Genomic DNA, 20,716 nt, shown 5'->3' with positions numbered 1-20,716 from the left:
GTGCTCATCGCCTCGTCTCGTATCGGGTCAACACCAGGCCGCCGGAAAACGTCCGCGTCTCCACAGTTCAGGTTCACCCAACTGTCCAGGGCCGTGAAGAAAGGCGTGCCACCGCCCAGCAAGACCGGTGCGGTGACCAGCACATACTCGTCGATCAGCCCGGCCCGCATGGCCGCTGCGGCAAGTGTGGCGCCAACGATGTCCATCGGGCCGCCGTCCTCGGACTTGAGCCGGGCGATCTCGGTGACCGCGTCGCCGGTGACCAGACGGGTGTTCCAGTCGACCTTGTCGATCGTCGACGAGAACACCACCTTGGGCATGTCCCGCCAGCGGCGGGCGTACTCGATGTGCGCCGGTGTGGCGCCGGGCTGCTGGTCGGCGGTCGGCCAGTGGGAGCTCATCGCCTCCCACAGTTTGCGCCCGTACAGCGCCAGGCCGGTCGCCCCCACCCGGTCGGACCACCACTGGAACAGCTCGTCGCTCGGCACGCTCCAGCCGAGGTCATCACCGGGCGCGGCGACGTAGCCGTCCAGGCTCAGGTTCATGCCATAGGTCAGTTTCCGCATCATGTCAGCCTTCCGTGAGTCGATCTCACCCGTACAGACGGGCACGGCGCGGAAACCTCATCGGTGCGCGATCCGCGTCCGCAGGTAGCCCTGGCGTTCCGAACTCAGCACGGCGCACTCGGGCGCTACCGACCAGATCTCGATTCCACCCTCACAAACGCCCGGTCAAACAGCTACAGAGCCGGACCCTGTCACCGCGCTGGAGATCGCCAAGCAATTCCCGGCGGTGCCCGATGCCGCGAACCGCCGTATCGCCGGGAAACCGGGTCGGCGCGATGAGGAGCGAGCACCGCCACTGTTGCCTGGCCCGGTAACAGTGGCGTTCTCACTGATCCGCGGCGAGCTCGCCATCTGGTGCGGTTTTGTTGTTGGGGTTGTCAGGTATGAGAGTTGGATTTTCACCAACCCAGGCCCTTTACAATGTAGATTTCTAAGCTGGCTCCGCTCCACAACCACATCGGTGATCACGTGCTGTTGTCCTCGACACCCAGTGCACAATCCGCGTAAGCCAGCACCTTGCATCGCTCCCCTGCCCCTCGTCGTGCAGCAGCAATACGGTCCCGCTCCCCCACCCTGCACACCACTCCGTTGCGGCCCAAGTTCGGCCGCCACATCGGGCGCAGGCGGACGACCTCCCCGACCGCACCCCCGCCTGCCGCCGACCCCAGCGCGCTGCTCCCTGCAGATCCGCCCGGCACATACGGCGTTCGGATGGTCGCGCGGTTATCGGGCTTCTTGCGCAGAGGAGGCGTTCACGGCCTCTGGGCCGGCGGAGTCCCAGGTCACGTGAGGCGAGCCCGTCAGCGCAGTGGTGTCGAGGTATTTAGGTTCGAGGACGCGCTCGGTGAACTTCCAGCCATCCGGGGTGCGCTGGTAACGGTCGTGGAACAGGCCGTACATGACGACCGACCTGCCGTCGCGCTGGCGACCGATCTCGAAGACGGATTCCCGGCCGGTCGCGGTGTCGCCATCGAGTTGGATCGTGCCCGGGTGCACGGTCTGCACCCAGAACTCCCACGCATCCTGCAGCCGTTCGATACCGGCGCGGATCTCCTTCCGCCCGGTGAACTCGACGCCGGCGGGAGGGATCCGCCACACCGCGTCCCTGGTGAACAGCGACGCGAAACGGTCGTAGTCGCCGTTCATCGCCGCGTCGACGTGTTCGCCCCGCAGCACCTCGATCTCGACGCGGTCGGCGACAGTCTGCAGATCTTTCATCGGTTTCCTCTCTCCTGCGAACGTGATGGATGACGACATCGGGCTCTTGCCGGAGGGTGCGTCCGCACCAGCAGCGCTTCACTGAACGTCTAGGTACGAGGGCTGTATCTAAGACTTCTTGCCGCGGTGGCGGGGTACGGATCATTGACGAATGAGTCCGGCGCCTCGGGACGGCCAGCGAACGTGATAGGGCTCACACTGCAGTGGCGAATCGGCGCGGCGGCGTGCCCTCTTTGCCACACCTGACCAACACCCACTCCGCGGCAGCTCCGCTCCGCAACCCTGATGAGCCAGACGGGGACGTTCTCCAACCCGTCCAAACTCGAGGCGTCGCGGACGAACTGATCTCGGTTGGGGCTGGAACCTCAGTAGTAGGCCACGTTCACGACCATGGCGGCCGCCGCCAGTGCGAAGAACACGGACCAGGCGCCGAAGTGGTGGTCACGAGCCCGCGAATGAACGCAGAACGCGCCGAGGAAGTACAACACGAGGCCGGCGGCGGCGAGCAGGCCCAGCACTGGGAACGGCGAACCCGGCCAGCAGTCCCAGCGAACCCGCCGCCAGCATCAAGCCCAGCGGGAGCGTCCAGGAACGCGGCACGCGAAGCCGGTCCGCCTGCTTCTTGGGGTAGTCATGGCCGATGAGGTTGGCGATGGCGGCCAGGCCGACGACGGCCGAGGCGAGAGAGGTGATCACGAGGTAGACGGCGAACACGCTGATCCCCTTGTCCATGTCCGGTCGCGCACCACGCGGACGAGATGAGCTGCCGAGACCCACCCGACCTCGGGGGGACCGGCCGGCTCAGAGCTGTTCGAGGCGCCGGGTCAGAAAACGCCGCTCGGGGGTCGAGTCGGCCAGCTCAAGGGCGCGCCGGTAGGCCGTCCGGGCCTCGGCATCACGGCCCAGACGCCGCAGCAGCTCCCCGCGCGTCGAGTGGAAATACAGGTAGCCGTCCAGCTCGAGGCCATCGACGGCACGCAACGCCGCGGCGGGATCGCCTGCCTGGGCGACCGCCACGGCACGGTTGAGCTCGACCACCGCCGAGCCGGTCAGGTCGGCCAGCCGCCGGTACAGCTCGGCGACCTGCGGCCAGTCGATCCGCTCACGCGCCTGGAGCGAGGCGATGGCGGCCTGCACGACGTACGGGCCGCGCCCGCCCAGCGCCATCGCCCGATCCAGCGCCGCCCGGCCCGCCGCGATCTGTCGCAGGTCCCACAACGACCGATCCTGATCGTCGAGCAGTACGAGATCGTCACCGGAGAACCGGGCCCGCCGCCGCGCGTGGTGGATCATCATCAGCGCCAGCAGCCCGTGTGCCTCTGGCTCTCGCGGCATCAGCCCGGCCAGCACCTGCCCCAGCCGGATGGCCTCGGCGCCGAAATCGACCCGGCCGCTGTAGCCCTCGTTGTAGATCAGGTAGATGACCGCCAGCACCGCGTCGAGCCGTTCGGGCAGCAGATGCGCGCCCGGGACCGCGAACGGGATCCCGGTCGCCTTGATCTTGGCCTTCGCGCGGGTCAGGCGCCGCTTCATGGTCTCCTCCGAGACCACGAACGCTCGGGCGATCTCCGCGGTCTGGAGGCCGCCGAGCGCACGCAGCGTGAGCGCCACCTGCCCCTCCAGCGGCAGCGCCGGATGACAGCAGGTGAAGATCAGCTGAAGCCGCTCGTCCTTGATCAGCGTGTCGTCGAATTCGTCCATGATGGCCTCCGGCGCCGCCAGCAGGATCTTCTGGGCCAGGGTGCGCTCCCGGCGGATCCGGTCGATCGCCCGGTTCCTGGCCGTCGTCACCAGCCATGCGCCCGGAGCGGCCGGCACGCCTGAAGCCGGCCAGCGCTCCGCCGCGATGGCGAAGGCCTCCTGCGCCGCCTCCTCAGCCCGGTCGAAGTCACCGAGGAACCCGACCAGCGAGGCCAGCACCCGGCCCCACTGCTCGCGGAACACCTCCTCCAGCACGCTCAGAGCCGCACCACCGGCCTGACCTCCACGGTGCCGCCGAACCGCAGGGCCGGGACGCGCGCCGCCCATTCGAGCGCTTCGTCCAGGTCGGCGGCCTCTATCAGGCAGAAGCCACCCAGCACCTCTTTGGTGTCGGCGAACGGGCCGTCGGTCATCAGCGTCCGGCCGCCGGACAGCCGCACGCAGGTCGCCGTCTCCACGGGCTGCAACTGCGCGGCACTGACGTAGCGGTCGTCGCCGGCCATCGCGAAATACTCCGCGTACGCCGCCTCACGCTCCTCATCCGACGACGTCTCCAGGTAGCCGGGCTCGGCATAGATCAGCAGGGCGTACTGCATCGCGACCTCCAAGGCAGTGGGCTCTCATCAGTACGACGAACGAGCGGCCGCGCAGGGGACACCACCCGTATGTTGCCAAGGTAACGATTTCCCGCCCGCCCCCTGACTCGGTCGCGCTTGCGGCCCCAGCATCGTGATCAGGTGGACGGGGGCGAGGCCCTGACGGCCCTGTTCCAGGCCAGCAGTACCGGCACTCCCGCGATCAGCCCGGCGGCGCCGGCTATCGCCAGGCCGTACTCCGGTCCGGCCGCTTCGACGAGAAGGCCGCCGAGCAGGATGCCCAGTCCCTGGGCGGCGACCATGCCGGAGGAGGCCAGGCCGACCGCCTGTCCCCTGCTCTCCGGCGGAGCGATCCTCACGTACTCCGCGTTGGCCGCCACGTGGTAGCCGGTGAGTACCCCGCACGCCGTCCACAGGAGCAGCAAGGGCACGTAGCCGGGGTCCGCCGCGCTGACCACCAGCGGCACGCCGGCCAGCACCGCCATGGGGGCCATCAGCGCCATCCGCCGCGATTCGGTGAGGAATCTGGACAGCACGAACACGCCGATGACGTTGCCCGCGGGCAGGGCGGCCATGAGGAGCCCGGCTTGCGTGGTGCCCAGGCCCAACGAGGCGGCGTACGGCACCGCGATCGCCTCGGGGATGACGTGGAAGCCCGACAACATGGCCAGGCCGAGCAGGCTGCGCAACGCGCGATGCCCGGCCACCAGCCGCAGCCCGCCGAGGAGGGAGACCGGCTGCTTTCCCGCGGCCGCCGGGCGCCGGCGCACTGTGGCCAGGGTGAGTGACGCGGCGGCGGCGAACGTGGCCGCGTTGACGAGGATGGCCGTTTCCGCGCCGACCAGCGCGACGCGCGCCAGCTGGCTGCCCGCTCGCGACAGTAACCCGCCCAGCCATAATCCGCGAAACTCGCCTATCGCGAGCACTTTGGCGTACGACGATTCCGTCCGGCCCTCCTCGGCTGTCCTCGACGAACCAGCACTGCGGCAGGTCCTGCCATGTTTCCGGCAACCCGCGCGGGCAGGCGCCGGCTCACCGCGGTGGGTGGTGACCCGCCTGTTTCGTCGCAGACATCACCACTCCACCGCGGGATCACCTCGTCAGGTCCAGACGGGGTCGCGTCGCATCGGCCGCACCTCCTTTCAGGACAGGACGCCGTCCGCCGGTTACGGAAGGCACAGATCCCGGCTCGTACGTCCGCGCGCGTTGGAGCGGTCACCCAAGTACCGGACGCCCATGCCTGCCGAGGGCGGTCACCCGGCGTAGGGGCCGAACCGGCCCCAGGCGACGAGCGCGGCGAGCGCGAAGAGGATGACGGTGACCAGCAGCCCGGACGGCTCCTTGCGGCGGATGTGCCCTGGGTGCCTCACCCTCGGCTGTCGATCTGGAGACCGACGTCGATGCCGCGCGGAAGGCCGGAGTAGTTGTCGCTCATATCCAGGCGACGAACAGGCGGCCTCCCGGGGGACACCTCGGACCTCAGGGAATTCAGAGCTGTTCGAGCCAGTGGGTCAGGAACCGCCGCCGCGGGGGGCGGGGAAGTAGAGGTAACCGTCCAGGTCGAGGTGGTCCACGACGCGTAGCGCCGCGCCGGGGTCGCAAGCCTGGACGACCGCCACGGCGGTGCAGCTCAACCGCCGGCAAGCCAGCGAGGCCGGCCGGCCGCCGGTACAGCTCGGCGAACTGTGGTCAGTCGATCCACCCGCGGGCCTGCGACGACGCGATCGCGGCCTGGACTGCACCGTCGCCCGTGCGGCCGCGGCGGACGAACTCCCGGTCGTATTAACGACGAGACGGGGGTTGACGCCGGCACGATCGAGGAGCTTCGCTGCCGGCCGTCGAATCCCGGCGGCACGGTCACCGGGTCGAGGGTCAGATCGGTCATGCCACCTAGTCGCCGGCCCTGGACGGTGCCGAGTTGTAGAGCAGGTCGCGGTACTCGGGGTGATTGCGCAGCCAACTGAGGATGAAGGGGCAGATCACCAGCGCTTTCAGTCCTCGTTCGCGGATGTCGTCGAGCGCGGCGCGGGCCAGGGCCCCGCCGACTCCTCGCCCCTCGAAGGTCGGGTCGACCTCGGTGTGAGCCAGGACGATCATCTCGCTGGTCTCCTGGTAGTCGATGAATCCGGCGACCGTCGTCTCGCCGACGGAGGCTTCGTAGCGCCGCCGGTCCGGATTCCTGGTCACGTTCATGTCGATGGACATTGTTCGTTGAGCCTCCTGTTTCGGTGCTGTGACAGGTCGTCATCTCGGGTCCGCCGGGGGTTGCCCGGCGGCCAGACGAATCAGATCGGTAGCGCTCCCCGCTCGCCACATGGAAGGTCGGATTCGCGCAGCAGACGCTACTTCGCGTCAGGGAGAATCGCCTAACCCGGTCGACCCAAACCCGGTGCCTGACCGTGGTCTGCCTGTCTGGTCAGGGGAAGCGGCAGTTCTCTGAGCTGCCGGCGGGAGGCGATGCCCAGCGGAGGCGGGCTTCAACCGTGCGTGGACTGAGGAACAGGTGCGCAGCGACCTCCCGGGAGGTCGCTGCGGTGGCCACCAGCCGTGCGATGTGCGGCTCGTGGGCGGTCAGGGAGTCGGTCGGCTGGGCGGTCCGTTTGCGGGGATGCTCACCGGTGGCGCGCAACTCGCGGCGGCGCGCTGCCCTCGGGCGGATAGCCGCCTCTGATCACATGTGCTCCTGGCGGTCGGAAGACGCGGAGGCCGGCGATCGGGGCGGGGCCGCGCCGGGCGGCAGGAGCCGTGTTCGAAGCTCCGGTTTGAGGATCTTGCCTGAGCCGGTTCTCGGCAGTGTGTCCACGATGTCGAAATAGACGGGGATCTTGTACTTTGCGAGCCGGGAACGGAGGAAGTTCGCCAGCTCTGCCGCGGTGAGGGCGACGCCGTCACGGGGGACGACGAAGGCCCGGCCGACCTCGCCCCATTTCTCGTCGGGCACCCCGACCACGGCGGCCTCCGCCACGGCCGGATGCCCGAAGAGCACACCCTCCACCTCGGCCGGATAGACATTCTCCCCGCCGGAGATGTACATGTCCTTCAGCCGGTCGACGATGTGAAGGTGCCCCTCGTCGTCGAGGGTGGCGATGTCCCCGGAGCGGAACCAGCCTCCTTCGGTCAGCGCGGCGGCGGTCGCCTCCGGGTTCCGCCAGTAGCCGGGGGTGACGTTGGGCCCCTGGATGCGCACTTCGCCCGCCTCGCCGGCCTCGGCCTCAGTGCCGTCGGGCCGGACCACGCGTATGTTGGCGAAGAACACCGGCACGCCGGCCGACCCCACCTTGCGCACGCTTTCACCCGCCTCAAGGAAGGTGGCGCCCGGCGAGGTCTCCGTCAGTCCGTAGCCCTGGCAGAAGACCAAGCCCCGCTGCTGGTATGTGCGGATCAACGCGACCGGGATCGCCGCTCCCCCTGACATCAGGGTCCGCAGCGAGGACAGGTCGGCGTCGGCCCACCGCGGCGACCGCGCGAGGGCGGCGAACATCGCGGTGACCCCGAACATCCAGGTGACGCGGTGCTTCTCGATGAGGTCGTAGCAGGAGTCCACGTCCCAGAACGGCATGATCAGCGAGGTGCCGCCCTTGAGGAAGGTCGGCAGCAACGTCTGGTTCAGCGCCGCAACGTGGAAGAGCGGCGCACTGATCAGCGTCACCTCGGTGCTCGCCACGTCGACCCCGACCATGATGTTGAAGCAGTTCCACACCAGGTTGGCGTGACTGAGCATCGCCCCCTTGGGACGCCCGGTCGTGCCCGAGGTGTAGAGGATGAGAGCGATGTCGTCGAGTGCGACCGGGGTGTCGATCGGCGTGGCATCGCCTCCCGACAGAAAGGTCTCGTACTCCCGCTCCCCCGGTGCCGGCGACTCCAGCGCCACGGCCGTGCGCAGTCCCGGGAGTCCCGGAAGATCGCGTACGACCGTGGCGCACTCCGGCGCGTAGACGAGGACGGAGGCGCCGGAGTCCTCCACCATGTAGGCGATCTCCGATGCGGTCAGCCGGAAGTTCAGCGGGACGAAGATCCCTCCGAGCAGGTGCGTGGCGAACATGGTCTCGGCGAAGGCGACGTGGTTGGGGCCGAGGTAGGCGACCCGGTCCCCGGTCCGAACCCCGGCGCCGCGCAGACTCGATGCGAGCCTTGTCGTCCGCTCGTGCACCCAGGCGTAGGTGAGCGCCCGGCCGTCGAAGACGAAGGCGGTGCGGTTCGGACTCATCCGCGCCCGGCGGGCCGGCCAGCCGCCCAGTCCGGCGTTACGCATCGGCGACTCCTGTCAGGTGGAGGACGGTTCGGCCGGGTCGGTCGCGCGCGCCGCCGGGGCGACGGCGGTCAGGTCGCGGCGGCTGGTCTCGCCCAGGGCCAGGAGGCAGACCACCGTCAGCAGGCAGGAGGCGGCGATGATCACCGAGATCATCATCGTCCCTCCCCCGCCGGTGGACGCGTCGAGCTGGGCGAACAGCAGCGGTGCCAGGCCGGCGCCGAGCCCGGCGAGCTGGTAGCCCATCGAGGCTCCGGTGTAGCGGCTCCTGGTGGCGAAGACTTCGGTGTACAGCGCCGCGAGCGGGCCGTACATCATCGGGTGGATGACCGCCTGGCCCAGCACGAGCGCGACGGTGAGGACGGCGACGCTGCCGGCGTCCACCATCGGGAAGAGGACGAAGCCGAACACGGCCATGAGCAGTGCGCCGGCCAGCACGACCGGGCGGCGTCCCACCCTGTCCGACAGCGCCGACCACCCGATGATGCTCAGGACGGCCAGCGCCGAGGAGAGCGTGAGCCCGTTCAGCACGTCCGGCCGGGGGAAGCCGGCCCGCACGCCGTAGGCGATGAGATAGGTGGTCAGCGTGCCCTGGGCCACGAAGGCGGACAGACCGACGCCCACACCGAGCAGGAGAGTCCTCGGGTGATGGCGGAGCACGTCCAGCAGCGGCGCTCGGGAGCCATGGTCCGCGGCGGCCTTGAACACCGGGGTCTCCTCGACCCGCAGCCGGACGAACAGGCCGACCGCCAGCAGGACGACGCTGATCAGGAACGGCACCCGCCAGCCCCAGCTGAGGAACTCCTCCTCGCCCAGGACGGCGGCCGTGCCGCCGAGCGCCGCGGTGGACAGCACCATGCCGAAGGGGGCTCCGGCGTTGGTGAAGCTCGCCCACAGTCCGCGACGGCTGGTCGCGTGCTCGGCGGACATCAGCACGGCTCCGCCCCATTCACCGCCGACCGCGACGCCCTGCAGGATCCGGAGTACGACGAGCGCGATGGGCGCGAGGACGCCGATCTGCGCGTAGGTGGGGAGCAGGCCGATGAGGAAGCTGGCGACGCCCATCAGAGTCATGCTCAGCACCAGCATGCGCTTGCGGCCCAGCCGGTCGCCGAAATGGCCGAAGATCGCTCCGCCGAGCGGCCTGGCGAGGTAGCCCGTGGCGAAGGTGCCGAAGCTGGCGACCGTCGCCGTGAGCGGGTCGAGAGAGGAGAAGAAGACCTTGCTGAAGACCACGGCCGAGGCGGTGGCGTACAGCAGGAAGTCGTAGTACTCGATGACGCTGCCCAGGAAGCTTGAGGCGACCGCGCGTCGGAGTTGGATCCGGTTGGGGGATGTGACTGGCAGGTTCGGCATGACCGAGCTCCTCGTCCGGGAGCGAGCTAAGACTCTCGCTTGCTTGTCCCGGAGGTTAGGCAGATCCGTAACGGACGTCAATACTTTGCCCAATATGGGCGGGGGGTGGGGTGCGCCGCGCTCGCCGCGCCGGGCGCGGGCCGTACGTTTCGCCTGGTCAGGCGTAGTGACGGTAGATCACGCGCGCGACGCAGGCGGGCTTGGCGGAGCCGTCGATCTCTACGGTGAAGTCGAGGAGCATCTGGACGCCGTCACCGGGGACGTCGTCCACCGACGCCACGGCGGCGGCGAGGCGGATCTTGGCGCCGACCTTGACGGGACTGGGGAAGCGGGCCTTCTCCAGTCCGTAGTTGACGCTCATCGTCACGCCCCGGATGTCGAGCAACTCGGTGAAAAGCGGGATGACCAGGGACAGGGTCAGATAGCCGTGGGCGATCGGACCGCCGAACGGCCCCTCCTTCGCCCGCTCGGGATCGACGTGGATCCACTGGTGGTCGTCGGTGGCGTCGGCGAAGGTGTTCACCCGCTCTTGGGTGATCTCCAGCCATTCGCTGTGGCCGAGGTCCGCCCCGGCGAGCGCCTTGATCTCGCCGAGTCCGTGCACCGTCGTGGTCATGACCGTGTCGTCCCTTCCTGCGCACCCAGCCCGAGCAGGCGCGCGGCATTGTCCTTGAGGATGCGGGAGCGGACCTCCGGCTTGATCTCGAGCTTGCCGAAGTCGGCGAGCCAGCGGTCCGGGGTGATCACCGGATAGTCGGATCCGAAGAGCACCTTGTCCTTCAGCAGCGTGTTCGCGTACCGGACGAGCTGCGGCGGGAAGTACTTGGGCGACCACCCGGACAGGTCGATGTAGACCTGGGGCTTGTGCGTGGCGACGGCCAGCGCCTCGTCCTGCCAGGGGAACGACGGATGGGCCAGCACGATCTTCAGGTCGGGGAAGTCCACGGCGACGTCGTCCACCAGCATGGGGTTGGAGTACTTCAACCGGATCCCGCCCCCGCCCCGGACGCCCGCGCCGATACCCGTCTGGCCCGTGTGGAACAGGGCGATCGCGCCGGACTCCTGGATCACCTCGTAGAGGGGATAGGCCATGCGGTCGTCGGGCGCGAAGCCCTGGATGCTGGGGTGAAACTTGAAGCCGCGCACGCCGTGCTCCTCGACGAGCCGGCGCGCCTCGCGGACGCCCGCCCGGCCCTTCCACGGATCGACACTGGCGAACGGGATCAGCACGTCGGCATGCTCGGCACAGCTTTCGGCGACCTCCTCGTTCGAGATGCGAGGGTGGCCGGTGGCGTGCTCCGCGTCGACCGTGAACACCACCGCGGCCATCTTGCGCTCTCGGTAGTAGGCGGCCATCTCGGGGATGGTCGGCCTGGGGTGCTCCTTGAAGTACTTCTCCGAGGCGCCGAACAGCTCCGCGCTCAGCGAGACGTGCCCGCCGGCGGAGACCTCGGCGTGCGTGTGCACGTCGATCGCGACCAGTTCGCCGACGTTCATCCGCGGCATCTCAGCTCTCCGCCGTCTTCTGTTCGGGGACCTTGGGCGCGGGCACGCCGTACGTCTCGGGATCGGCGCCGACGCCCGTCCGCCATGAGGCGGCGATCGCGTCGGCCGTCCAGCCGCCGTCGGCGTAGGCCACCGCCTTCTCGCCGGGGTGGGACCAGAGCGCCAGCCGGTCGCCGCCGATGCCGATGGCCTGGCCCGTCACCTCCGCGGAGGCGTCGGACGCGAGGAAGACGACGAGCGGGGCGACGTCCCCGGCCGTGCCCAGGCCCTCGCCCCTGCGCAGCCATTCCGGGAACGGCCGCCCGGTCCGCTCCGACTCCTCGATGACCGGGGCGAAGGCCGGGATCGTCTTGGTCATCTCCGTCGCCGCGACCGGGACGATCGCGTTCACCGTGATGTTCGCCCTGGCCAGCTCCATCGCCCAGGTCCGGGCCATGGCGACGACGCCCGCCTTGGCGGCGGCGTAGTTGGTCTGGCCGAAGTTCCCGCGCTGACCGGCGGGCGACGAGACGAGGATCAGCCGTCCGCCCGTCCCCTGCTCGCGCATCCGCACCGCCGCCGCCCGGGCGCAGGTGAACGTGCCCCGCAGGTGCACGTCGATCACCGCGTCGAAGTCCTCGTCGGACATCTTCCACAGGACCCGGTCCCGCAGAATGCCCGCGTTGGTGACCATCACGTCCAGCCGGCCGAACTCCTTGACGGCCGCGGCGACCAGCCGCTCGGCGGCCTCGGCGGAGCCGACCGGGGCGACGACGGCCGCGGCCCTGCCCCCCGCCGCGATGATCCCGCCGGCGACTCCGGCCGCCGAGTCGCCGTCCAGGTCGTTCACGATGACCGCCGCCCCGGCCGCCGCCAGCGCCTCGGCGTAGGCCCGCCCGAGGCCACGACCCGCGCCCGTGACGACGGCCACCTTGCCCGACAGATCCATGCACCTCACCTTTCGCCGGGAAGCCTGACATCGCCGAATCTATGGCACTTATGTGACTGCCGTCAAAGATTTGCCTGACGTTGAGAACCGTCTACCCTTTGGCTGTGACCTTCGGTGGCGAAGACGACCTGACAGCGCAGTTCCGGCGCCCGCAGTCCCTGATGTTCAGCTTTCTCGGCATCTACGTGCTGGACCGCGGCGTGGCCGTCTACTCCGGCAGCGTCATAGACGTGTTCGCCCGCCTCAACGTCTCCGAGGAGGCCGTACGGTCGACGCTCGCGCGCATGGTCAAGCGCAACCTGCTGATCAGGCACCGACGGGGACGAAAGGTGTATTTCGGGCTCGCCCCGCACGCCGCGGAGGTGCTGAAGGATGGGCGCAGACGGGTGTGGGAGACCGGCGCGGTGAACCGCGACTGGGACGGCACCTGGACGGTCGTCGGGTTCTCGCTGCCGGACAGCCGGCGCAGCACCCGGAACGACCTGCGTTCTCAGCTGATCTGGAACGGCTTCGGCCTGCTGCAGAACGGGCTGTGGATAGCGCCGGGCGAGAAGGACGTCACGGACATCATCGCCTCGCTGGAGCTGGGCGACCACGTCACCGTGCTGACCGCCCGCGCCTTCAAGCCGACCGAGGCCGCCGACCTCGTCAGGAAGGCCTTCGACATCGAGCGGATCGCCGGACGCTACCGGGCGTTTCTCGCCCAGTGGGACGTCCCCCGGCCGCTCCCCGGCGCGCCGGACGACCTCGCCCGCCAGTTGCTGCTGCACACCGACTGGCTGCAACTCGTCCGCCAGGATCCCCACCTGCCGGCCGAGCACCTGCCCCCGGACTGGCCGGCCATCCGGGCCGAGCAGCTCTTCCAGGTGCTCGCGCGGGAGTACGAAAGACGCGCTGCCGAGCAGGCCGCCGCCATCCTGGACGAGCTTCCCGTGTGACGGCCGGCACCGCCGTCGATCATCGTCGTCCGCCGAACTCCCAGTGGTGGACCTCGATGTCGGCATAGCGGTCCGGGGTCAGGACGGTGCGGGCCGTGTCCCGATCCCCCGCCCGGATCAAGGCCGCCGTGCCCAGCCAGGTGGCGCCGTCGTCGGACAGCAGTGACCCGTAGGCGATCAGGTCGTCCTGCCGGTCGGGCGGTGGAAGGAGGTCGGCGGCCTGGCCCGTGCCGAGGCCGAGAACGAGATAGCGGCTGCCGCCTTCGCGGCCACCGGGAAAGTCCCACATGGTGCGGCCCAGGACGTTGCGCCAGCGGCGCAACAGCACGTCACGGTACACGCCGGCCTGGTAGTTGGGCTCGTCGAAGGCGAACGCCCGCGCGGCGGCGGGGTCCGGCAGGTCGACGATGTGCACGCTGCCGGTGGCCGTGTCGCCGTCGAGGGTGGGGCCGCGGGCGATCAGCCGCGCGTCGTAGCGGTCCATGTAGGACCAGTGCTCCTCGGTGAGCTTCTCGCGCAGCGCCGCGGAGCCGGGCCGGTCACGGTGGTAACAGAAGAATTCCATGTCGAGCCTGTTTATCACGGGTTGCGGCAGGACCCGGTGCCGATTTCGCGGACCGTCCAGGCCTCCGTGGCCGAGCCGGCCCTGACGGCGCTCGATGGCGGCTTGTGGGTGACGATCGCAACCTGTAGGTTGCTTTTGATGGCAACCTACAGGTTGCGAAAGAGAGGTGACATGGGTTCGGACGCGATCGAACGGGTGCTGGTGCTGCGGCACCCCGTCGAGCGGGTGTGGGCCGCGCTGACCACCGCGGAAGGGCTCTCGCGGTGGTTCGGCTCGGTGGCGGAGATAGATCTGCGGCCCGGTGGGCGCGCGTTCTTCCGCTGGGACGACCTCGGCGACGAATCCGTCGCCACCATCGTGGTGGTCGACCCACCACGCCGTTTCGCGTTCAGGTGGGCGATCGAGGGCCTGCCGGAGGCCGACGCACCCCGGACGCTTGTGGACTTCACCCTGGAACCGATACCGGACGGCACCCGGCTGCGCCTGATGGAGAGCGGGTTCACCCAGGCCGCCGCCGACGTGGCCCGCTCCGCCCACCAGGCCAACAGTCAGGGATGGGACACCGAGCTCGCCGACCTGGAGACCTACCTCGATGCGGCCGCCTGATGCGGAACGGCAGGCCGTCGCGGTGTTCGCGGCGCTCACCGATCCGACGCGGCGCGCACTGCTGGAGGAACTCGCCCGCGCCGGGCCCGCCACCGTCACGGACCTGGCGCGACGGCTGCCGATCAGCCGCCAGGCGATCGCCAAGCACCTCGGCCAGCTCGCCGAAGCGGGCCTGATCAGCCCAGGAGAACCGGCCGGCCGTCGCCATCCCTACCGGCTGGAATCAGCCCCCATTCGCACGGCGCAGGTGTGGCTGGCCATGCTCGCCAACCGGTGGGACGACCGGCTGACCGCGCTGGAGCTCGCACTGGACGCCACCGACACGAAGGAGTCGAGCGACAATGAACAAGCCTGAATTCACCGCCGGCCTGAACATCGCCATGAAGATCCCCAAGGCCCAGTACGAAGCCACCGTGGCCTTCTACCGCGACACCCTGGGCTTCGAGGTCAAAGAGGATGATGTCTCGTACGCTCCGACCGTCTCGAGAACTCATTCGGTACGGTTCGGACCCAATACGCTGTGGCTCGACTGCGTGGACAACTACAGCCGGCCCGACCTGTGGCTGCAGCTGCACACCGATGACCTGGACGCGGCAGCGGCCAGACTGGCCGGCAGTGGCATCCACCCGTGTGACGAGGTCGAGCCCCTGGAGGGCCTCGACTCCAGAACCCACTGGATCAAGAACCCGGCCGGTGTCGTGCACCTGCTCGCGGAGTCCCGCTGATCCCGCGGCCGTACGGTCACCGGACGGCTCGTCGCAGGACGGCCTGGATGTGATCAGGGTCGGCGGGGGCGTTGTCGAGGAGGATCGCGGTGCACAGTCCGTCGGAGGCCGCGACGAGGGCGGCGATCGCCGCAGGGTCGTCGGTCAGCGTGGTGGCGAGTTCGGCGATGTTCTCCCGCCAGCGTCGTGCCACGGGTCGTAGCGCGGGGCGGCGGGCGGCCAGGGTCGCCAGCTCGCGTTCGGCCAGGGCGCGTTCACGTCCGGGACCGCCGGACTCGGCGATGAGGTGGGCAAGGCCGGTGAGCTTGTCGCCGGGGCTGTCGATGATGTCGCGGATGCGGGCGGTGTAGGCGTCGGCGACACTCGTGAGGGCGGCGACGAGCAGGTCGTCGAGGGTCGCGAAATAGTAGGTGCTCAGGGACGTCGTGGTGCCGGCCTGCTTGGCGACCGTGCGATGGGTGACGCCTGCCGCGCCGTCGCGCGTGACCACGGCGAGGGTGGCCTCGATGATCTCCGCGCGTCGTCTCTCGCCACGCGCGCGGCGGCCGTCGATGTGCTCGCTGTCGTCGGTGGTGTCGCCCATGCCGCTCCTCGGTCCGACCCAAAAGGATAGTCGGACCATCGTTCAAACGTCGGTGTCGCGGCTCCGCGCCTCCCCGAGTGTGGGCACGTGCCGCAGCATCCCGACGCACAGCACCGCGGCAACGGCGATGGCGACCCCCGCGACCAGGGAAGCGACGTTGAGTCCGCTGGTGAAGGCCTGCTGGGCCGCCTCGACGGTCCCGGGCGGAAGGCTTTCGCTGATCGCCAGGGTCGCGTTCAGGCTGTCGGTGAGGGCGCCGGAGGTCTCGGACGTCAGATCTCCGGGCACCGTCACCCGAGTGCGGTAGACGGCGGTGGTGAGACTGCCGAGCAGGGCGACGCCGACGGCGATGCCGAGCTCCTGGACCGTCTCGGAGATCGACGCCGCCGACCCGGATCGCGCCGCCGGCACCGCGCCCACCACTATGTCGGTGCCCAGGGCGGCGAGGGCGCCCAGCCCGAGATAGACGAACGTGAAGCCGACAGCCACGGGGACCTCGTCGTCGAGCCCCGCGCCGGCGAGCAGCGCGTAGCCGGCGAGGGACGCCCCGAGTGCGGCGCCCATGACCGAGCCGGGGCGGAAACGCCGGGCGACCAGAGGAGCGCCGATGGCGGCGGCGAACATCGCCAGCGCCGGTGGTCCCATCCAGAGCCCCGCGTCGAAGGGCGTGAGCCCTTGGACGAGCTGGAGGTACTGCGTGACCAGGTACATCGAGCCACCGACTCCGACCAGGCCGATGAGCAGCACACTCAAGGCCACGGTGAAGGCCCGGTTGCCGAACAGCGTCACGTCCAGCAGCGGGTCGAGGAGGCGACGTTGACGGCGTACGAACACGATCCCGGCCAGAACGCCCGCCATGGCGTAGACGAGGGTGGCGCCGCCGGGGCCGTCGGAGGCGATGCGCTTGACGGCGTAGACGACCGGGAGGATCGCCGCCAGGGACAGGCCCACGCTGATCAGGTCCAGCCGGCCGGTGGACGGGGCCGCGTACTCCGGAAGCAGGGCGCGGGCCCCGGCCAGGACCACGAGGGCGATGGGTACCGCCGTCAGGAACGGCGCACCCCACCAGAAGGAGTCCACCAGGGCTCCGCCCACGATCGGCCCGGCGGCCATCCCGAGCGCGAACATCGTGGCCCAGACCCCGATGGCGACCGCGCGCTGACGCGCGTCGGGGAACATGTTCGAGATCAGCGACAGCGTGGAGGGCATGAGCGTCGCCCCGGCCACCCCCAGCAGGGCTCGCGCGAGGATCAACAGCTCGGCCGTGGGGGCGAACGCGGCGAACACCGAGGCCGCCGCGAAGGCGACCATCCCGATCTCCAGCAACCTGCGACGCCCGATCCGGTCGCCCAGCGTGCCCATGGTCACGAGGAACCCGGCGACGAGGAACCCGTACGCGTCCATGATCCACAGCAGCTGGGTGGCCGACAGGGACAGGTCGGCCGCCATGCTCGGCGCCACCAGGTACAGGACGGTCACGTCCAGTCCCAGCAGCACCGTCGGCATGGCCAGCAGGCCCAGGCCCGCCCACTGGCGCGCCCCTGCCCGCGTGAACTGTTGGCGCGTCATCACGTCCCTTTCGCTCTCATCATGTTTGAACGTTAGTACAATTAGTACGATCGTTCAAGATAATAGGATCGGGCGTGACGCGTAGCCGGGGCCGATCAGCGCCTCGGGGGTGTGGAGGCCGGGCGGCACGGGGGCGCCGCGCAGGCCGAGCAGTCGCTCGACGCCGAGGGCGACACCGAGCGCCGTCAGCGGGCGCTGCCCCTCCGGGTGGAAGAGGTAGCGGCTCGTCCTGAGCGGCGCGCCCGCGCGGTCCACGCCTTCGAGGTCGATCCTGACCTCCGCGGACGGGGGCCCGCCGCGCCGCCTGCCCGCCGATTCGCTGATCGCGAACGCAAAGCGGACGTTGGGCGCGCCCGTCGCGAGGGCCAGGCTCGGCACGTCGAGGATGGGGACGATCCGGCCGGGCAGCACGGCGCCGTCGACGCCGGTGACCTCCACCTCCGCGACGGCGTGCTGGGCGCGGCCGAGGCGATCGCCGCGGAGCTGAACCGGGGGCGTGCCACCGCCGCCGCGGCCATCGCGGCGCTGACGGACCTGACCGTCGACGGCATCGCCGCCGGTTCCCTTGGTGATCAGAATTGAGAACCGGGACGATTAAGAGCCCTTCAGAACGCGATCAAGTGCGGCCCGGCCCGCAGGTCCCCAGTTCGGCTTGCCGCCGGGAAGGCCCCGGTCTCCGTTCTGGCCCATGAGCATCAGGAAGAGGCTCTTCATGGCGGCCAGCCCGCGGGCGCGCCGGATCATCGCCTCGTCCGCATGCCCGTACGTGTCGAAGAACCGTGCGGCCGTGCCCGTGGGGAGCAGCACCCACGCGGCGGCGAGGTCCCACGCGGGATCGCCGGCGAACAAGGCACCGAAATCGATGACGCCCGAGATCGTCCCGTCCGTGACGACGACATTCGCGGGATGGAGGTCGCCGTGCACCCACACCGGCGGGCCCTCCCACTCGGGAGCCGCGACGGCGTCGTCCCAGACGGCCCGGACGGCGCGGACATCGCCGACGGCGTCGACAGCCTGCAAGAACTGCTCGAAGCCGCCCGTGCACCCCTTGGGGTGGGCGCCGAGGTCCGAATTGGCCGGGGCCTCGGCGGGCGCCTCCACGTGCAGCGCCCTGAGGAAGCCCGCCAGCGTGTCGGCCGCGTGGGCGCCGCGGCTGATCGAGCCGTGGTCCAGCGGCTCGCCGGGAACCCACGTCATCACGGTCCAGTGCTTGGGGAAGCGCTCGGACGGTTCGCCGGACCGCACCGGGGTCGGCACCGGAAGCGGCAGGCGCGGAGCCAGCACAGGGAGCCACCGCCGCTCCTTGAGCTGGAGCTCCGGGGTGGGGTCCATGCGCTGCATGCGCACGGCCAGCTCGTCCCCGAGGCGCCACATCTGGTTGCCCCAGCCGCCCGCCACCTCGCGGACCGCCAGCCCCGCAAGGTCCGGATGTTGCTCCTGCAGCAGGTCGCGTACCAGGTCTGCGGTGATCTCGATCTCGGTCATGCGAAGTCACGGTACTGAGGCGTGGGGCGGAGCGGCTCTCCACCCCGGCCTGAAGGCCGGAGCACTGCGGCCGACCCAGGTAGCACGCCGGCTAAGCGGACCTTGGCATGTCGAAGGAGAGGGCTCGATACCTTGCCTTCGGTGCCTCGACCGCGTGACCGGAGGAGTCGATGCCGGGATGACGGCAGGGCGACCGGTGCCCACGCAGGACGACGTGCTCGGATACTTCGACACGCTGTCGAACTGGGGACGGTGGGGCGACGACGAGCTCGGCACGCTGAACCACATCACCGACGACGTCCGGCTGGCGGCGGCGCGGGCCGTGCGCCACGGCAGGAGCGTGTCATGCGCATGGGAGGTCGCCGTACCGGAGGACATGGAGCGGTCGACGACGACCTGCCCGTGCGCCGACGCCGCGACGGGCTCGGCGTGGGCGGCCGTCACGGCGGCGGCGAACGGGATCGTCACGCGCGGTGTCCTGCTGGACGTCGCGAGCGCGCGGGATGTGCCGTGGCTGGAACCGGGGCAGGGGGTGTTCCCCGACGATCTGGAGGAGGCCGAGTGTCGCCAGGGTGTGCGGGTGCGATCCGGCGATGCGGTGCTCCTGCGGACCGGTTACGGCCGCGTCCGGCACGAGACCGGTGCGGTCAGCGGTTTCTCGCAGGCCGGGTGGCACGCGTCCTGCCTGCCGTGGCTGCATGAACGGGAGGTCGCGCTGATCGGCGCCGACACCCCGCAGGACGTTCTGCCATCAGGGTACGAAGGTGTGCTGATGCCGGTCCACGCCGTGAGCCTCGTCGCGATGGGTCTGTGGATGCTCGACAACTGCGACCTGGAGGCGTGCGCGACGACGGCTGCCGAGCTCGGCCAGTGGGACTTCCACCCCTGCCGGGCGGTGGTGTCCCGCACGGCGCCGGAAGAGGATGGTCGGTCATGCGGCGATGTGCTCTGGACGGACGCCCATGCCGATGAAACGACCCAGGAGGTGGCGCAGCGGCGGCAGCGTACGGAACGCTGTGAAGATCGGGGGCACGTGCCGGGTCGTGTCGTCGCCCAGGTCCTTGGGATAGAGGTCGCGCAGGATGCCGAGCTGGAAGGCCTGGGTGATCCTCGCGGCGCGGTCTCTGCGTGACTGCACCCGGCCCAGGTCGGCGTCTTGTGGTGTGCCGCCTCTGGCGAGAAGCGGGCCCAACAGGTTGGCGGTGGCCACTGCGTCCTGCACGGCCAGGTTGATGCCCACGCCGCCCGCGGGCGACATGGCGTGGGCGGCGTCACCGATGCACAGCAGTCCTGACCGGTGCCAGCGTGGCAGCCGGTCCACCCGGACGCTCAGATGGTGCACCGCCTCCCAGTCGTGGATCTCCTCCACGCGGTCGCGCAGCGTGGGCGCCAGGTGCGCCACCCGGTCCCGGAACGCCGGCAGCCCGGCGGTCTTGAGCTCCTCGAAAGCGGCCGCCGGGATGGTGTAGGCGATCTGCCAGAAGTCCCCGCGGTCGATGGAGATCAGTGCCCCCTTGCCGCCCTGGAAGAAGGGCACCTGGTCCTGCGGGCGGCGGGGCAGGCGGAACCACAGCACGTCCATGGGGGGCGAGGTGCTCACCGGGGCGAGGCCGGCGCGGGCCCGTACGGTGGAGTGGCGGCCGTCGGCGCCGATCACCAGGTCGGCCTGCACCTCCACGGGGCCGTCGGCGGTGTCGGCCAGGACGCCGGTCACCCGTCCCTGATCGGTGAGCAGTTGCGTGACCTGGGCGCGACGCAGGAGGCGGAAGGAGGGGTAGGCCGCGGCCTTGCCGGCCAGGAAGTCCAGCACGTCCCATTGCGGCATGAACGCGATGTAGGGGCAACGCACGTTCAACCGGCTGAAGTCGGCGAAGGTGACGTCCCGGCCGCCCATGTTGACCGTCACCTGCGGCATCTTGGTGTGCGGAAGATCCAGGAACTCTTCGATCCAGCCCAGTTCGGCGATCAGTTGCAGGGTGGAGGGGTGGACGGTGTCGCCGCGGAAGTCGCGCAGGAAGTCCGCGTGTTTCTCCAGCACGATCACCTCCACGCCCTGACGGGCCAGGAGCAGCCCGGCCATCATGCCCGCGGGGCCGCCCCCGACGACACAGCACTGTGCGCGCAT

General features: G+C 69.9%; 24 protein-coding genes and 2 pseudogenes. 6 read left to right on the top strand and 20 right to left on the bottom strand.

Annotated elements, in window-relative coordinates; all coding sequences use genetic code 11:
* Positions 1 to 4: 4 nt before the first annotated feature.
* The 14 genes and pseudogenes from ACIBF7_RS43025 to ACIBF7_RS42960 form a co-directional block, all read right to left on the bottom strand.
* Positions 5 to 566: pseudogene (locus tag ACIBF7_RS43025) on the bottom strand (dihydrofolate reductase family protein).
* A gap of 723 nt (positions 567 to 1,289) precedes the next feature.
* The gene (locus ACIBF7_RS43020) at positions 1,290 to 1,784 is read right to left on the bottom strand and encodes a nuclear transport factor 2 family protein (protein ID WP_397199709.1); all 495 of its coding nucleotides are present in this window, start codon (positions 1,782 to 1,784) and stop codon (positions 1,290 to 1,292) included.
* Between the two features lie 365 nt (positions 1,785 to 2,149).
* Entirely contained in the window at positions 2,150 to 2,272 is a 123-nt protein-coding gene (locus ACIBF7_RS43015) for a hypothetical protein (protein ID WP_397199747.1), read from the bottom strand.
* Entirely contained in the window at positions 2,226 to 2,516 is a 291-nt protein-coding gene (locus ACIBF7_RS43010) for a hypothetical protein (protein WP_397199750.1), read from the bottom strand. Before ACIBF7_RS43010 ends, ACIBF7_RS43015 begins: the two co-directional genes overlap by 47 nt.
* 69 nt (positions 2,517 to 2,585) lie before the next feature.
* Positions 2,586 to 3,740: an RNA polymerase sigma factor gene (locus ACIBF7_RS43005; RefSeq protein WP_397199708.1), complete on the bottom strand. Its 1,155-nt coding sequence runs from the start codon at positions 3,738 to 3,740 to the stop codon at positions 2,586 to 2,588.
* A 2-nt stretch (positions 3,741 to 3,742) separates the two neighbouring features.
* A complete protein-coding gene (locus tag ACIBF7_RS43000; protein WP_397199707.1) occupies positions 3,743 to 4,081 on the bottom strand; it encodes a YciI family protein in 339 nt (112 codons plus the stop codon).
* Positions 4,082 to 4,218: 137 nt separating this feature from the next.
* Positions 4,219 to 5,007: an MFS transporter gene (locus ACIBF7_RS42995; RefSeq protein ID WP_397199706.1), complete on the bottom strand. Its 789-nt coding sequence runs from the start codon at positions 5,005 to 5,007 to the stop codon at positions 4,219 to 4,221.
* 964 nt (positions 5,008 to 5,971) lie between these two features.
* Positions 5,972 to 6,286 carry a GNAT family N-acetyltransferase gene (locus tag ACIBF7_RS42990; RefSeq protein WP_397199705.1) on the bottom strand — a complete coding sequence of 105 codons (315 nt, stop codon included), beginning with the start codon at positions 6,284 to 6,286 and terminating at the stop codon, positions 5,972 to 5,974.
* 211 nt (positions 6,287 to 6,497) lie between these two features.
* Positions 6,498 to 6,623 carry a hypothetical protein gene (locus ACIBF7_RS42985; protein WP_397199746.1) on the bottom strand — a complete coding sequence of 42 codons (126 nt, stop codon included), beginning with the start codon at positions 6,621 to 6,623 and terminating at the stop codon, positions 6,498 to 6,500.
* Between the two features lie 129 nt (positions 6,624 to 6,752).
* On the bottom strand, positions 6,753 to 8,333 hold the full coding sequence (locus ACIBF7_RS42980; protein WP_397199704.1) for a long-chain fatty acid--CoA ligase: 1,581 nt from the start codon (positions 8,331 to 8,333) through the stop codon (positions 6,753 to 6,755).
* Positions 8,334 to 8,345: 12 nt separating this feature from the next.
* Positions 8,346 to 9,686 carry an MFS transporter gene (locus ACIBF7_RS42975; protein WP_148031708.1) on the bottom strand — a complete coding sequence of 447 codons (1,341 nt, stop codon included), beginning with the start codon at positions 9,684 to 9,686 and terminating at the stop codon, positions 8,346 to 8,348.
* A gap of 157 nt (positions 9,687 to 9,843) precedes the next feature.
* Positions 9,844 to 10,302 (bottom strand): MaoC family dehydratase, encoded by a 459-nt coding sequence (locus tag ACIBF7_RS42970; protein ID WP_148031709.1) that lies wholly within the window; start codon positions 10,300 to 10,302, stop codon positions 9,844 to 9,846.
* The gene (locus ACIBF7_RS42965) at positions 10,299 to 11,183 is read right to left on the bottom strand and encodes an amidohydrolase family protein (RefSeq protein ID WP_397199703.1); all 885 of its coding nucleotides are present in this window, start codon (positions 11,181 to 11,183) and stop codon (positions 10,299 to 10,301) included. The genes ACIBF7_RS42970 and ACIBF7_RS42965 overlap by 4 nt, the downstream gene beginning before the upstream one ends.
* 10 nt (positions 11,184 to 11,193) lie before the next feature.
* The gene (locus ACIBF7_RS42960; RefSeq protein WP_397199702.1) at positions 11,194 to 12,120 is read right to left on the bottom strand and encodes an SDR family oxidoreductase; all 927 of its coding nucleotides are present in this window, start codon (positions 12,118 to 12,120) and stop codon (positions 11,194 to 11,196) included.
* Positions 12,121 to 12,224: 104 nt separating this feature from the next.
* On the opposite strand from ACIBF7_RS42960, the gene ACIBF7_RS42955 reads away from it, so the two are divergent.
* Positions 12,225 to 13,058, top strand: coding sequence for a PaaX family transcriptional regulator C-terminal domain-containing protein (locus ACIBF7_RS42955; RefSeq protein ID WP_397199701.1), 834 nt, complete (start codon positions 12,225 to 12,227; stop codon positions 13,056 to 13,058).
* Between the two features lie 19 nt (positions 13,059 to 13,077).
* Here the strand turns inward: ACIBF7_RS42955 and ACIBF7_RS42950 are convergent, their stop codons facing one another.
* Positions 13,078 to 13,623: a YciI family protein gene (locus tag ACIBF7_RS42950; protein WP_397199700.1), complete on the bottom strand. Its 546-nt coding sequence runs from the start codon at positions 13,621 to 13,623 to the stop codon at positions 13,078 to 13,080.
* A gap of 171 nt (positions 13,624 to 13,794) precedes the next feature.
* On the opposite strand from ACIBF7_RS42950, the gene ACIBF7_RS42945 reads away from it, so the two are divergent.
* From ACIBF7_RS42945 to ACIBF7_RS42935, 3 genes are read left to right on the top strand one after another with little or no spacing between them, the layout of a single operon-like run.
* Positions 13,795 to 14,229, top strand: a complete 435-nt coding sequence (locus ACIBF7_RS42945; protein WP_397199699.1) for an SRPBCC domain-containing protein — start codon at positions 13,795 to 13,797, stop codon at positions 14,227 to 14,229.
* Positions 14,216 to 14,584 carry a helix-turn-helix transcriptional regulator gene (locus tag ACIBF7_RS42940; RefSeq protein WP_148031713.1) on the top strand — a complete coding sequence of 123 codons (369 nt, stop codon included), beginning with the start codon at positions 14,216 to 14,218 and terminating at the stop codon, positions 14,582 to 14,584. The genes ACIBF7_RS42945 and ACIBF7_RS42940 overlap by 14 nt, the downstream gene beginning before the upstream one ends.
* On the top strand, positions 14,571 to 14,954 hold the full coding sequence (locus ACIBF7_RS42935; RefSeq protein ID WP_148031714.1) for a VOC family protein: 384 nt from the start codon (positions 14,571 to 14,573) through the stop codon (positions 14,952 to 14,954). The genes ACIBF7_RS42940 and ACIBF7_RS42935 overlap by 14 nt, the downstream gene beginning before the upstream one ends.
* 16 nt (positions 14,955 to 14,970) lie before the next feature.
* Here the strand turns inward: ACIBF7_RS42935 and ACIBF7_RS42930 are convergent, their stop codons facing one another.
* From ACIBF7_RS42930 to ACIBF7_RS42920, 3 genes are read right to left on the bottom strand one after another with little or no spacing between them, the layout of a single operon-like run.
* Positions 14,971 to 15,537: a TetR/AcrR family transcriptional regulator gene (locus ACIBF7_RS42930; RefSeq protein WP_148031715.1), complete on the bottom strand. Its 567-nt coding sequence runs from the start codon at positions 15,535 to 15,537 to the stop codon at positions 14,971 to 14,973.
* 42 nt (positions 15,538 to 15,579) lie between these two features.
* Positions 15,580 to 17,106: an MFS transporter gene (locus tag ACIBF7_RS42925; RefSeq protein WP_397199698.1), complete on the bottom strand. Its 1,527-nt coding sequence runs from the start codon at positions 17,104 to 17,106 to the stop codon at positions 15,580 to 15,582.
* A gap of 54 nt (positions 17,107 to 17,160) precedes the next feature.
* Complete coding sequence (locus tag ACIBF7_RS42920) at positions 17,161 to 17,544, bottom strand: hypothetical protein (protein ID WP_222708949.1); 384 nt, start codon at positions 17,542 to 17,544, stop codon at positions 17,161 to 17,163.
* 12 nt (positions 17,545 to 17,556) lie between these two features.
* Here ACIBF7_RS42920 and ACIBF7_RS42915 point away from each other — a divergent pair, with 12 nt between their 5' ends.
* A complete protein-coding gene (locus ACIBF7_RS42915; protein ID WP_261808569.1) occupies positions 17,557 to 17,688 on the top strand; it encodes a hypothetical protein in 132 nt (43 codons plus the stop codon).
* Between the two features lie 12 nt (positions 17,689 to 17,700).
* Here the strand turns inward: ACIBF7_RS42915 and ACIBF7_RS42910 are convergent, their stop codons facing one another.
* Complete coding sequence (locus tag ACIBF7_RS42910) at positions 17,701 to 18,591, bottom strand: aminoglycoside phosphotransferase family protein (RefSeq protein WP_397199697.1); 891 nt, start codon at positions 18,589 to 18,591, stop codon at positions 17,701 to 17,703.
* Here ACIBF7_RS42910 and ACIBF7_RS42905 point away from each other — a divergent pair.
* Positions 18,590 to 19,315: pseudogene (locus ACIBF7_RS42905) on the top strand (cyclase family protein); the annotation flags it as partial. The gene ACIBF7_RS42910 and the pseudogene ACIBF7_RS42905 sit on opposite strands and share 2 nt — an antisense overlap.
* A gap of 207 nt (positions 19,316 to 19,522) precedes the next feature.
* Here the strand turns inward: ACIBF7_RS42905 and ACIBF7_RS42900 are convergent.
* Positions 19,523 to 20,716: an FAD-dependent oxidoreductase gene (locus ACIBF7_RS42900; protein WP_397199696.1), complete on the bottom strand. Its 1,194-nt coding sequence runs from the start codon at positions 20,714 to 20,716 to the stop codon at positions 19,523 to 19,525.

The organism is Nonomuraea sp. NPDC050478 (genome assembly GCF_044458265.1).
GTDB lineage: Bacteria > Actinomycetota > Actinomycetes > Streptosporangiales > Streptosporangiaceae > Nonomuraea > Nonomuraea ferruginea.
This window is presented reverse-complemented; position numbering and strand designations above follow the sequence as displayed.